The 13,600-nt window shown below is 52.6% G+C and carries 10 protein-coding genes and 1 pseudogene; 8 read left to right on the top strand and 3 right to left on the bottom strand.

What is annotated here, in order from left to right; genetic code table 11:
- Positions 1-1,116: 1,116 nt before the first annotated feature.
- From ruvC to aspS, 3 genes are all read right to left on the bottom strand, one after another.
- On the bottom strand, positions 1,117-1,638 hold the full coding sequence (gene ruvC, locus BZG13_RS13105) for a crossover junction endodeoxyribonuclease RuvC (protein ID WP_046075360.1): 522 nt from the start codon (positions 1,636-1,638) through the stop codon (positions 1,117-1,119).
- Positions 1,639-2,385, bottom strand: coding sequence for a YebC/PmpR family DNA-binding transcriptional regulator (locus BZG13_RS13100; protein ID WP_069361234.1), 747 nt, complete (start codon positions 2,383-2,385; stop codon positions 1,639-1,641).
- 186 nt (positions 2,386-2,571) lie between these two features.
- The gene (gene aspS, locus BZG13_RS13095) at positions 2,572-4,356 is read right to left on the bottom strand and encodes an aspartate--tRNA ligase (RefSeq protein WP_069361233.1); all 1,785 of its coding nucleotides are present in this window, start codon (positions 4,354-4,356) and stop codon (positions 2,572-2,574) included.
- 254 nt (positions 4,357-4,610) lie between these two features.
- Between aspS and BZG13_RS13090 the strand changes: the two genes are divergently transcribed.
- The 8 genes and pseudogenes from BZG13_RS13090 to BZG13_RS13055 all read left to right on the top strand — a co-directional run bounded on the left by BZG13_RS13090 (position 4,611) and on the right by BZG13_RS13055 (position 12,605).
- Positions 4,611-5,489, top strand: a complete 879-nt coding sequence (locus tag BZG13_RS13090) for a DUF72 domain-containing protein (RefSeq protein ID WP_077486939.1) — start codon at positions 4,611-4,613, stop codon at positions 5,487-5,489.
- 133 nt (positions 5,490-5,622) lie between these two features.
- Entirely contained in the window at positions 5,623-6,351 is a 729-nt protein-coding gene (gene cmoA / locus BZG13_RS13085; RefSeq protein WP_077486938.1) for a carboxy-S-adenosyl-L-methionine synthase CmoA, read from the top strand.
- A 27-nt stretch (positions 6,352-6,378) separates the two neighbouring features.
- Positions 6,379-7,350 carry a tRNA 5-methoxyuridine(34)/uridine 5-oxyacetic acid(34) synthase CmoB gene (gene cmoB, locus BZG13_RS13080; RefSeq protein ID WP_077486937.1) on the top strand — a complete coding sequence of 324 codons (972 nt, stop codon included), beginning with the start codon at positions 6,379-6,381 and terminating at the stop codon, positions 7,348-7,350.
- Positions 7,351-7,695: 345 nt separating this feature from the next.
- Entirely contained in the window at positions 7,696-8,484 is a 789-nt protein-coding gene (locus BZG13_RS13075) for an ATP-dependent zinc protease family protein (RefSeq protein WP_077459200.1), read from the top strand.
- A gap of 9 nt (positions 8,485-8,493) precedes the next feature.
- Positions 8,494-9,996: pseudogene (locus tag BZG13_RS13070) on the top strand (inactive transglutaminase family protein); the annotation flags it as partial.
- Positions 9,997-10,042: 46 nt separating this feature from the next.
- On the top strand, positions 10,043-11,050 hold the full coding sequence (locus BZG13_RS13065; protein WP_077486936.1) for an alpha-L-glutamate ligase-like protein: 1,008 nt from the start codon (positions 10,043-10,045) through the stop codon (positions 11,048-11,050).
- A 137-nt stretch (positions 11,051-11,187) separates the two neighbouring features.
- Positions 11,188-11,700, top strand: a complete 513-nt coding sequence (locus BZG13_RS13060) for a VC2046/SO_2500 family protein (RefSeq protein WP_069361226.1) — start codon at positions 11,188-11,190, stop codon at positions 11,698-11,700.
- Positions 11,701-11,957: 257 nt separating this feature from the next.
- Positions 11,958-12,605: an SDR family NAD(P)-dependent oxidoreductase gene (locus tag BZG13_RS13055; RefSeq protein WP_077486935.1), complete on the top strand. Its 648-nt coding sequence runs from the start codon at positions 11,958-11,960 to the stop codon at positions 12,603-12,605.
- The last annotated feature ends 995 nt before the right edge of the window (positions 12,606-13,600 follow it).

Here is a 13,600-nt window from a genome sequence, read left to right as displayed (position 1 = left end):
TCTGGTAGATAAAGTTCCTAGGAACTACTTTCTGCTTTCTGCTCTCTTCTGTGCTCCGTAAGCGAAGCGTTCTGTATTCAAAAATCCCGAATATCGCGTAGGTCGGCATAAGCGCCAGCACAATATCAATAATGCATTCCCACGCAGGAGCGTGGGAACGAGCAATCGTAGTCAATGGCACCACCGATATAGAAACCAGGCGTAGGTCGGYATAAGCGCCTTCTCGATCGCGCAAGCTTGGTGTGATTTCCGCCGCGCGCCATCCGACATTGGCGGTTAAAATTGACATCGATGTTAAATTTGGCGCCGATCGTGACAGGCGCCCGTTGACAATGTGCTCTTATCCAACATTTTGCTGGGGCTTGTGTCACCTACGCCAATGGGATCATCGAAATTAAATATGACCACCGATATAGAAACCAGGCGTAGGTCGGACAAGCGCCAGTCCGATGTAAGCCTCGTGCATCGATGTGCCCTGCGCGCCTCCGACATTGAGGTCAAATTTGGCGCCAAACGTGACAGGCGCCCGTTGACAATATGCACATGTCCATCATCGTGCTGGGGCTTGTGTCATCGACGCCAATGAGATCATCGAAATTAAATATGACCACCGATATAGAAACCAGGCGTAGGTCGGCATAAGCGCCAGCACAATATCAATAATGAATACCCAAGCCGGCCGCGCGCCCGTTGCACGGCGCCATCGACATCGTGGTCAAAATTGGCACCGATCGTGACAGGCGCAGTGCAACTGGCGCCCGTTGACAATGTGCACATACCCAACACCTTGCCGGGGCTTGTGTCATCGACGCCAATGGGATCATCGAAATTAAATATGACCACCGATATAGAAACCAGGCGTAGGTCGGTATAAGCGCCAGCACAATATCAATAATGAATACCCAAGCCGGCCGCGCGCCATCCGACATCGTGGTCAAAATTGGCACCGATCGTGACAGGCGCAGTGCAACTGGCGCCCGTTGACAATGTGCTCTTATCCAACATTTTGCTGGGGCTTGTGTCACCTACGCCAATGGGATCATCGATGTATAAGTTTTGTCATTGTATGCATTCCCACGCAGGCGCGTGGGAACGAGTAAAGAGTAAAAAGCGCTTTTACCGATACCGGCCGCGGCGGGCGGCGTTGGCTTTGCCGGCCATGGCGATGAGGGTGTGGTTGGTGTGGGCATGACAAATGGCAACCGCGAGAGCATCGGCGGCATCGGCTTGCGGGGTGGCACTGAGCTTTAACATATGGGTGACCATATGCTGGACTTGCTTTTTATCCGCGCTGCCTTTTCCCACTACGGCTTGCTTGATAAGCCTGGCGGCATATTCAGAGACAGGTAAATCGGCGTTTACCGCCGCAACAATGGCACTGCCGCGTGCTTGACCCAGTTTAAGCGCTGAATCCGCGTTGCGAGCCATAAATACTTGCTCAATAGCAAAGTTATCCGGCTGAAACTGCGTGATGACTTCGCTCACGCCTGCGTAGATATGCTTTAGTCGACCGGGTAAGTCGTCGGTCTCGGTGCGAATACAGCCACTGCCGAGATATTCTAGATGCCGACCATGTTGGCGGATCACCCCATAACCGGTGATCCGCGAACCTGGGTCAATTCCCAGTATCACTGCCATTTAGCTTAAACTCGCTGCCACTTCGTCCGAGATATCACCGTTATGGTAGACTTCTTGCACATCGTCAAGGTCTTCTAACGTATCGATCAAGCGCAGCAGCTTGGGTGCAGTGTCTGCATCTAACTCCGCTTTGGTGGATGGCACCTGCGTCACTTCGGCACGTTCAGCCTCAAACCCGGCTTTATCCAGAGCATCTTTCACATAGCCAAAGTCATTAGGCGTGGTGTACACATCCATTGAACCGTCGTCATAGGTGACCACATCGTCCGCGCCGCCTTCGAGCGCCGCTTCCATCACCGCATCTTCTTCCAGGCCAGAGGCATAGGTGATCACCCCTTTTTTATCAAATAAGAAGCTGACTGAACCATCGGTCCCCAGGTTACCACCGGATTTGGAAAACGCATGGCGCACCCCTGATACCGTGCGGTTGCGGTTATCGGTCATGCACTCCACCATCACCGCGGTGCCCGCGGGGCCATAGCCTTCATAGATGACGGTTTCCATGTTCTCGTCACCTTCGCCGCCTGCCCCGCGTGAAATCGCGCGGTTGATGGTGTCGCGCGTCATGTTATTTGATAGCGCTTTGTCCACCGCGGCACGCAAACGTGGGTTGGTTTCCGCCTCGGGGCCCCCCTCTTTGGTTGCCACCACAATTTCTCGGATAAGTTTGGTGAAAATCTTACCGCGCTTCGCGTCTTGAGCAGCTTTACGGTGTTTAATGTTCGACCACTTACTGTGACCTGCCATATCGACTCTCCGTTTTTTTGCGCTCCCCTCACGTGAAAGGAGTTATAAGAAAAAACGCGCCTTGGCTTTTCAGTCTGAGGCGCGTTGAGACAGTGACCTTGCAGCCGTGATATCACCGCGTGATTGCGGCAGTTATCGGCCCCAAGGATAAGACGGGCAAGGCTATTTGCCCGTCATCAGGCGAATTTATTCGCTGTGTTCGTTTTGCTCTGCCGCCGCGGTAATGCTGAGAGCCAGCTCTTCAAGCGCCGCGTCATTGGCCAGGCTTGGCGCGTCAGTCATCAAGCAGGCCGCTGCAGTGGTTTTCGGGAAGGCAATCACGTCGCGAATGTTTTCGGTGCCGGATAGCAACATCACCAGGCGATCCATACCAAACGCCAGACCCGCGTGTGGTGGGGTGCCGTATTGCAACGCATCCAGCAAGAAGCCGAATTTCTTGCGCTGCTCTTGCTCATCAATGCCCAGCGTCTCAAATACCGCGGCTTGCATTTCTGGGTTATGGATACGCACCGAGCCACCGCCCACTTCGTAGCCATTAATCACCATGTCATACGCGTTAGAGTTCGCCGCCGCAGGATTTGCCACCAGCTCTTCAGGTGTCACGTCTGTCGGCGCAGTGAACGGGTGGTGCATCGCATGCAAGTTACCTTCGTCGTCTTCCTCAAACATTGGGAAGTCAATCACCCACAATGGTGCCCACGCTTGGGTGTCGGTCAGCTCCAGATCCAGGCCTAACTTCACACGCAGTGCGCCAAGCGCTTCGGTAACGACAGACTTTTTGTCTGCGCCGAATAGGATAATGTCACCGGTTTGCGCCTCGGTGCGTGACAGAATGCTTTCTACCACTTCGGCATTGAGGAACTTGGCCACCGGCGATTGAATGCCATCAAAACCGGCGTCGCGGTCGTTGACTTTCATCCACGCCAAGCCTTTGGCGCCGTAGATGCCAACAAAATGGGTGTATTCATCAATCTGCTTGCGCGACAAGCTGGCACCGCCTGGTACACGAATCACAGCCACGCGGCCTTTCTCATCGTTTGCCGGGCCAGAGAACACTTTAAATTCAACATCTTTAACGATGTCTGCTACATCGACGATTTCGAGCGGGTTACGCAAATCTGGCTTGTCGGAGCCAAAACGGCGCATCGCTTCTTCATACTTCATGGTGGGGAACGCGCCCAGGTCGACATTAAGCAGTGATTGCCACATGTCACGGATCAATTGCTCGGTGACCTCGCGCACTTGATCGGCGCTCATAAACGAGGTTTCGATATCAATCTGGGTAAACTCTGGCTGGCGATCGGCACGCAAATCTTCATCACGGAAGCACTTCACGATTTGGTAGTAACGATCGAACCCGGACATCATCAACAACTGTTTAAACAGCTGTGGTGATTGCGGCAGCGCATAAAAGTTGCCTTTGTGCACACGGCTTGGCACCAAGTAATCACGTGCGCCTTCAGGGGTCGCTTTGGTGAGTACCGGAGTTTCGATGTCTAAAAAGTCATTGTCATCAAGGAAACGACGGACAAAGCTGGTGGCTTTGGCACGCAGTTTAATCCGATCGCTCATTTCGGGGCGGCGCAAGTCAAGGTAGCGATACTTCAGGCGCTGCTCTTCGGAAATAAACTGGTTAAAGTCAATTGGCATCGGTGCACTGCGGTTGATGATCTCCAACCCTTTCGCCACCACTTCCACTTCGCCAGTGGCCATATCACTGTTGATCTGGCTCTCTGGGCGCGCACGTACTTCACCACGGATGGTCAGGCAAAATTCGTTACGCAATTTGTTTGCTTGCTCGTAAACATCACCCATATCAGGGTCAATCACAACTTGCACCAGACCCTCACGGTCGCGCATGTCGATAAAAATCAAGCCGCCCAAATCACGGCGGCGGTTAACCCAACCACAAAGACTTACTTCTTGCCCGACGTGGGCTTTATTCAGGTGACCACAATATTGGGTGCGCATAGATTATTCCTGATCTGTTCTGATGATTCCGCTTGCCCCTGGGGCACAAGCCTGCCAAATACTGAGGGGAATTCGGGTAACAGCGTCTGTCGTACCTGACGGTACGCCCCCATGAGTGCCGTTACTGTCAAAGCCTGCCATTATAAAGGAAAAGCCCCGCTCTTGGTAAAGCGATCGCGCTTAAAACCGATAGTTTTTTTGTTCAATTCCTTTTAGGCTAGTGCCCTATTGGTTGGCAAGGCATCATTACGGGCATGGTATCCCTATTACACCAAGACCTGAATCCGCCCTTACGATTGGGGCTGACGCAATGGTCTCATCCTAGTTGGCAGCATCATTTTTACCCGCCAGGCACCCAGTCGGGCGAGCGTTTAGCCCGCTATGCCGAGGTGTTTAACACGGTTGAAGGAAATACGACCTTTTACGCCTCCCCGTCGCCGCAAACGGTGAATAATTGGGCAGCCGCCATTCCAGACAGCTTTCAATTTACCTTTAAGCTGCCTAAAACCATTACTCATCAATGCCAGCTGCGCCATGCGCAAGACTTAACCGCTGACTTTATCAAGCTGATGGCCCCGCTCCATGACCATATTGGTCAGTGGACGATTCAGCTGCCAGCGCGTTTTGGCCCGGAGGGTTTAGCAAGCTTAGCGGCATTTCTTGAGTCGCTACCCCGCGAGTTTTCCCTTGGGGTAGAGGTGCGTCACCCCGCCTTTTTTGCCAAAGGCGAAGCAGAGAAAGCACTCAACCGGCTGTTAATCGATCATCACGCCAACCGTGTGATCATGGACAGCCGCCCGGTGTTTGCGGCTAAACCCGACACTCCGGCGATTATTGATGCGCAAAAGAAAAAGCCCCGGGTGCCCGTGCATGCCATCGCCACCAGCGATGCTCCCATGGTGCGTTTTATCGGCCATCCAGACTTGCCCGAAAACAGCGCGTTTTTTGACCCTTGGATCTCACGCTTATCCCAATGGATCGCCGCGTGCAAAACGCCCTATTTAATGATTCATACCTCAGATAACGACCAGGCCCCTGCACTGGCAGCACAGTTGTACCAACGTCTTGATTTATCAACGCCACTGGCTTCCGTCACGCGCGCCGCGCAAAGTCAACAAGGGGCATTGTTTTAATATCCGCCCCACGCGGCGCAGTCACCGTGCAGACAGGGGCAAAAAAATTCACTACAATACGCCGCTTTTGTGGCAGGGTTTGCGCGCGTCATGCGCGAGAACCTGCCTGCTAGGCTGATGTGTAGGGGCTTACATGGCTAATCAGGATAAAATTTTCGCTGCGCCTATCGAGAAAATGGGCGACTTCACCTTCGATGAAAATGTCGCCGAAGTGTTCCCGGATATGATCCAGCGATCGGTGCCGGGATACAGCAATATCATTTCGGCCATTGGCATGCTGGCCAAGCGTTTTGCTGCGCCTGATAGTCATATTTACGATCTGGGCTGTTCGCTAGGTGCTGCCACTTTATCGATGCGCCGCCATATCGCTCATGACAGCTGCAAAATCATCGCGGTGGATAACTCTCAAGCCATGGTTGAACGTTGCCGACTCCATGTGAATGCCTATCGTGGCGCGGCGGATGTTGAGGTACGTGAGGCTGATATTCGCGATGTCGAGATAACCAATGCCTCGATGGTGGTGCTTAATTTTACCCTACAGTTTTTAAGCCCTGACGATCGCCAAGCCCTACTCACTCGCATTTATCAAGGCTTGAAGCCAGGTGGGATCCTGATTTTATCCGAGAAGTACCGCTTTGAAGATGACACCGCCAATGAGTTGCTGATCGATTTACACCACGACTTTAAGCGCGCCAATGGCTATAGCGAGCTTGAGATCAGCCAAAAACGCAGTGCACTTGAGAATGTGATGCGTCCAGACAGTATTACCACCCACCAAGCGCGGCTCCATGCCATTGGCTTTAGCAGTGTCGCCATGTGGTTCCAGTGTTTTAACTTTGGTTCGATGCTGGCGATTAAGTAAGACGAACCTGAAAGTACGAGTAATCTGATGTTTGATTTTTCCGATTTTTATCAGCTGATTGCTAAAAACCGCTTAAGCCATTGGCTCGAGGTGTTGCCAGCACAATTAGCCGAGTGGCAACACCAGCCGCATGGCGATATGCCTAAGTGGATAAAAGTGCTCAACAAGATCCCAACCACTGCGCCCGAGACGGTTGAACTGAAAGACGCGGTGCGTATAGGTGATGACGGTCGCTTACCTAATGGCGAGCGCAAAAAATTAGAAAACTTATTACGCACCTTGCACCCTTGGCGTAAAGGCCCGTACCAGGTACACGGTATTGATATTGATACCGAATGGCGCTCCGATTGGAAGTGGGATCGGGTGCTGCCGCATATTTCGCCGCTAAAAGGGCGTTATGTGCTTGATGTTGGTTGCGGCAATGGTTATCACATGTGGCGCATGTTGGGCGAAGGGGCCGAACTGACAGTGGGCATAGATCCATCAGAGCTATTTTTGATTCAATTCGATGCCATTCGGCGCTTGATGGGTAACGATCAGCGCGCGCACTTGTTGCCTTTAGGGATCGAGAAACTCCCTGCGCTGCGCGCGTTCGACACCGTATTCAGCATGGGCGTGCTGTACCACCGCCGCTCCCCCCTCGATCATCTGATGCAACTCAAAGATCAGTTGCGCAAAGATGGCGAGCTGGTGCTGGAAACCTTAGTGATCGATGGGGACGAAAACGCGGTGTTGGTGCCGACCAGCCGCTATGCACAAATGCGCAACGTCTACTTTTTCCCGTCCGCGCGTGCGTTAAAAATCTGGCTGGAAAAAGTCGGATTTGTCGATGTGCGTATTGTCGACGAGTGTGTCACCACCACTGATGAGCAGCGCAGTACCGAATGGATGACCCATAACTCGCTGCCAGATTACCTCGACCCCAACAACCCAGCGCAAACCATCGAAGGGTATCCGGCCCCTAAACGCGCGATCTTAGTGGCTCGTAACCCAGACTAACTTGCTGGGTCTGAAAAACAACACCACCGCCAGTCATCCTCCGGCTTGGCGGCGGTGTTGAAGCATCTTTACCTGGCACCCACCCCGCCCTGACGCCCCGCTCGCAATCGCGACGCTTGTATTGAGGGCCTGTGTTTTATTTCACCGCTTGAGTGCTTGTTTGCTAACGGCTTTGCTTTATGACCGTCGATTAAATCAGCATTTAGTCAATTCTGACTAACATTTGACAGAATCCCCCTACCCATCTTTGTCGCATCCTTTAGAATTTGCTCTCGCCGTCGCCATCAGGGCGCTACTGCCTGTGACATGGCTAGCCGCAATCCTTCTTATGCTGTGGAGATTTAGATGCTATTTCGTTGCTCACTGATCAGTGCGCTTTTACTTACGGTGTCCGGCTGCACATTGACCTCGCAGCACCAACATCAAGAAACGCTCAACAAATTTGATAACCTGGCAGCCCAAAGCCAGCAACAACAGCAAGCGCTCACCGAGACCTTCACGCAACAGGGCGCAACACTCAACCAGTTGGCAGATAAAGTGACCGCACTTGAGAGCCAACTGTCGGTCATGCAACGCACGCAGGCCAAAGTTTACGCCAATATGGCGACCAATCCCCCTGACGTAAAAGTGAAAGAAAAAGTGGTGCGGGTACCGGTTAACGATGGCAAGGTTATTCTTGGGGGACGCGAATTTGTCTGGTTTGACGCGGTCGAAAACACCTTCCAATCCCGTGTGGATACCGGTGCTGAAACCTCCTCACTCAACGCGGTAGATATCCAAGAGTTTGAGCGTGACGGCGATACCTGGGTCAAGTTCAACGTCAATCACAGTGAAAACAATGACCAGCCGGTATTTATGGAAATGCCAGTGAAACGTTGGGTGCGTATCCGTCAGTCGTCGAGCGATAGCACCGAGCGCCGCCCGGTGGTCGAAGCCTGGATCCGCGTGGGCAAGATCCATGAAAAAACCGAATTCACCCTCGCCGATCGCACCAACATGGAATACCCAGTGCTGCTTGGCCGCGAATTTTTTAAAGACTTGGCGGTGGTTGATGTCAGCCAAGTTCACATTCATCCGCAATATCAGCCGGACACGCCAACGGAGCCAGGCGATGACGACACCCCCAACAAGTAGGTAATCGATATGGTTTCACGGGTTCCTTTTTATTTTTTGATTGGCTTTTTGGTCGTCGCTGGCATCGCACTCAGTGCCTACCGCCATCTTGTTTATGGCGTACCATGGCTGGCAGATGAAACGCGCCAAGTGTGGCAAATCGAGGCCAGAATCAATTTTGATGCCACCAACGGGCCGGTCAAAGTCAGTTTGGCCGCACCAGATAGCCAACCCGGTCTGACCCTGATTGATGAGAGCACTTCATCGGCCGGGTACGGGTTTTCCTTGCTCGATACAGAGCATGGCCGCCAAGCACAGTGGTCGGCACGTCACGCCAGTGGTGAGCAAACCCTTTATTTTAAAAACCAGATGCTGGTCGATGACAGTGCGCGCTACACCATGACCCCACCAGAGGATGACGCGGTGGCGACGCCTGTCATGGATAATGCGGCTAAAAACGCCGCACTCGCTTTGCTTGACCGTGCTCGTGCTCGCTCTGCCGATAACATTACTTTGACCCGCGAGCTGATCAAGCAGCTTAATAGTCCTGATAGTCAAAACGCGGCGCTGCTGCTCAACACACTGGATAAACCCGACGCCCTGCGCAAAACCTTGGCCCTTGAAGGCATTCATGCGCGCGTAGTGGGCGGTTTAGAGCTTGAGGATGGCCGGCGTCGACAAAGCATTTCTCCCATGTTGCAAGTGTGGCAAGACAGCCGCTGGCATTTGTTTGACTTGGTGAGCGGCCAAAATGGCCATCACGATAACACGCTGTTATGGAACCAACATGGCGGGCCGCTGCTAGAAGTGATGGGCGGTGAGCACAGCCAGGTGCATTTCTCCATCATTTCGCAAGATATCAGTCCGCAACAGGCCACCTCGGCCAAGGTGTCGGCCGACGATTTGCTTAACTTCTCGATTCATAGCTTGCCGATTGAAGAGCAGGCAATGTTCAAAACCATCATGCTGATCCCAATCGGTGCGCTCATTGTGGTGTTCTTGCGGGTGATTGTGGGGCTCAAAACCTCTGGCACCTTTATGCCAGTGCTCATTGCCGTCGCCTTTGTCCAGACCCAGCTCATTACCGGTATTGTTGGTTTTGTACTCATTGTCGGTACGGGGCTAGTGATCAGAAGCTACTTATCCCGGCTCAATTTACTCTTGGTAGCACGTATATCGGCCGTGATTATTACCGTGATCCTGATTATTTCCGTCTTTAGCGTGATTGCTTTCCACATTGGCTTAATGGAGGGACTCACCATTACCTTCTTCCCGATGATCATTTTGTCGTGGACCATCGAGCGAATGTCGATTTTGTGGGAAGAAGAAGGAGCGAAGGAAGTGGTGATTCAAGGTGGCGGCTCACTGCTCACTGCCGTACTGGTGTATTTAGCGATGACCAATGATTTGGTTCGCCATCTCACCTTTAACTTTATTGGCCTGCAGTTGGTTATTCTCGCCCTTATCTTGCTACTGGGTAATTACACGGGCTATCGCTTGTCGGAACTCAAGCGCTTCCGCCCCCTAGCGGAGCCGAGTAATAAGCCACTTGGACTGGCAGCCACTTCAGGAGACGATGATGCGCAAACTCCTCGATAAGTTAGCCTCGCCGTTTCGGCTTAACCAAGCGGGGATCATGGGCATGAACCAGCGCAACATTCGCTATATTGGACGTTACAATGATCGGCGTTTGTATCCGTTGGTTGATGACAAGCTAAAAACTAAACTCATCGCCCAACAAGCGGGGGCCACGGTGCCTGAACTGATTGGGGTGATTGACAGCCAAGCGGATGTCAAACGCATCCACGCTATGGTCGCCAATTGGCCCGGCTTTGTGATTAAGCCTGCACAGGGCTCTGGCGGGAAAGGTATCTTAGTGGTGACTAAAAACCACCAAGGAGTCTATACCAAAGCCTCAGGGAAAGCGGTCAGCCACAATGATGTGGAGCGTCATATCACCAATACCTTGGCGGGCCTGTTCTCGCTGGGTGGCAAAGCCGATGTGGCGGTGGTCGAAAACTTAATTGCGTTTGATGATAGCTTTCAAGGATTTAGCTATGAGGGTGTGCCTGATATCCGGGTGATCGTTTTTCAAGGCTACCCAGTGATGGCAATGATGCGTCTATCGACATCGGCGTCTGATGGCAAAGCTAACTTACACCAAGGGGCCGTCGGCGTCGGGTTAGATATTGCGACAGGTAAAGCACTAAAAGCGGTCCAGTTTAATCGCCCTATTACTCACCACCCCGATACGCACCAAGATCTCTATACCCTTAGAGTGCCTCACTGGCAGCAGCTGCTGACCCTCGCCGCCAGCGCATGGGAAATGACAGATTTGGGTTATATGGGCACCGATATGGTGCTGGATAAAGATAAAGGTCCAATGGTACTGGAGCTCAATGCTCGCCCAGGCCTCGCCATTCAAATTGCCAATGGATGTGGCCTGCTCCCGCGTCTTGCCCTGATCGAATCGCTACCACCTTGTCGCTACCCGCCTTTACCGGAAGACCGGGTGGCGTTTTCGATGCAGCATTTTGCGGGTCAGAGCACGCAGCCCTTGCAACCGCGTCTTGCTCAAGCAGGCTAATTTGCCGTGTACATCCATAGAGAATACAAGGCCGCACAGACAGGCGTAGGATAAAATAAAAGTGTTAAAGTTTTATTCTCGCGGCCGATACCCTAGTTATCACCATTATCGACCAGGTCATAACTAGGGTAACYACAGTGACTATCCATACCATCGACAAAGCGCAGCTGATTAGCGACGTTCAGTTTGGGGACAACCTAAACCAAGCGGTGGTACAAGGTCGTCGTTCCGACTTTGCCCTGATGATGGCCTTATTGTCAGCGGATGCCAACGAGTCAACCCCACTGACACCCGTCGATAAGCCCGTCAGCAATGACCAGGTACTCCGTCAGCAGTTCCAGCTGGCTGAGCCGCAACCTCTTGCCGCGAGCAATGAACAAGACTATTTGCGAGCAGGGGCACAAGCCGATGCCTTTCACCGCGGCGGCATTGCCAGCGCGAATCTACGCTTTCAGCTTGCCCCAGCGGCAATGCATTATCCGCCCCAAGGCACACACGGTTTTGATGAGGCGGTCTATCATAATTTGTCTGGCCACGAGCGCCGTCATTTAGCCGATACCGAGCCCAAGCGCCCCGCCTATAACCCTGCCACCTTGTATGAAAAACTCACCACTTCGCATTGCTTTGATAAAATGCGTGTGAGCGCATAATGCGTCAGATCGCAAGTCGATCTTGATGACATTTGTTGATCCTTTATCAAACTGTGATCCTCTATAGATTCCCGATATTCTTTTTGCCATTCCTCCTGACGTTTTGCGTCTTTTTTTCGCAGTCCTCGTATTTATGGTCCAGTATTACACTCCCATGCTTGAATAGGGTGTGAGTAAGCTGTCACTTTCTCGTGATTTGCTTGGGTAAAAAATGCATCAGGGTATTTTAAAAGTCTGATAATTATGAGGAAATTCTCATGAAGATCGATAGCGCAGTGGTCGTCATTACCGCAGGGGGCTCACCGTCCGGACGCGCCATGGCTGAGCACTTTTGTTCGCTTGGCGCAAACGTGGTTTTGCTCGATACCGAGTGGCCAGCACTACGCCTAAGTGCCGATCAATGTCGCGACTACCTGGGGCGTGTTCAGCCTATTTGTCTAGCCGATCATGAGCCTGATTCGATTCACGATGCGTTCACCCAAGTCACTCAGCTTTTTGGTGGGATTGATGTACTGATCAATCATTGGCAAGGGGATGTTTTGCCTAGTCTGTTTGACAGACAAAAACACTACGATGGCCCCAAAACCCTCAGTGATACCACGTCACAATATTTTCTGGTGGTCCAACGCGCAGCAGAATGCATGCAACAACGCGGCACACCTGGGGTGATCATTRATGTCGCGGGCACTCACCTCACGCCGGATACGGTTGCCAACGCCATGATTGGCGGCTTGACCCAACGGTGGGCGAAGGAGCTATCAGCACTGAAAATTCGTGTCGGCGGTATTGTTCCGCGCCATCGTCACCAGGCGAACAGCGGCATTGATGATGAATTTATTCGCAATGCCGAATACATCGTCTSCAACGATTCTTTTAACGGCCGGTTGTTAGAGGCAAGTGGTTGAGAGGGAGCTAGGTCCGAGAATCCTAGGGCCTAGGAACGGCTTTACGCTTTTCCCGTATTCCGTAAGCGAAGTGCTCTGTATTCAAAAATCCTGAATATCGAGTAGGTCGCTATAAGCGCCATTACGATGTATGCCTCGTGCATTGATGTGCCCTGCGCGCCTCCGATATTGAGGTCAAATTTGGCGCCAAACGTGACAGGCGCCCGTTGGCAATGTGTACCTATCCATCATAGTGCCAAGGCTTGTGTCATCGTCGCCAATGGCACCACCGATATATAAACCAGGCGTAGGTCGGACAAGCGCCAGTCCGATGTAAGCCTCGTGCATCTATGTGCCCTGCGCGCCTCCGACATTGAGGTCAAATTTGGCGCCAAACGTGACAGGCGCCCGTTSRCAATGTRYACMTATYCATCATMKTGCCGGGGCTTGTGTCACCGTCGCCAATGGCACCACCGATATATAAACCAGGCGTAGGTCGATATAAGCGCCTTCTCGATCGCGCAAGCTTGGTGTGATTTCCGCCGCGCGCCCGTTGCACGGCGCCATCGGACATCAAAGCCAACGATTAACCCCGATGTTAAATTTGGCGCCAAACGTGACAGGCGCCCGTTGACAATGTGTACCTATCCATCATGGTACCAAGGCTTGTGTCATCGTCGCCAATGGCACCACCGATATATAAACCAGGCGTAGGTCGGTATAAGCGCCTTCTCGATCGCGCAAGCTTGGTGTGATTTCCGCCGCGCGCCCGTTGCACGGCGCCATCGGACACCGGGGCCAACGATTACCCCGATCGTGACAGGCGCCCGTTGACAATGTGCACATGTCCATCATCGTGCTGGGGCTTGTGTCACCTACGCCAATGGTACCACCGATATATAAACCAGGCCTAGGTCGGACAAGCGCCAGTCCGATGTAAGCCTCGTGCATCTATGTGCCCTGCGCGCCTCCGACATTGAGGTCAAATTTGGCGCCAAACGTGACAGGCGCCCGTT

Source organism: Salinivibrio sp. ML323, assembly GCF_001995745.1.
Classification (GTDB): domain Bacteria; phylum Pseudomonadota; class Gammaproteobacteria; order Enterobacterales; family Vibrionaceae; genus Salinivibrio; species Salinivibrio kushneri.
The sequence above is the reverse complement of the archived record's forward strand: the minus strand, read 5'-3'. Positions and strand labels throughout refer to the sequence as shown.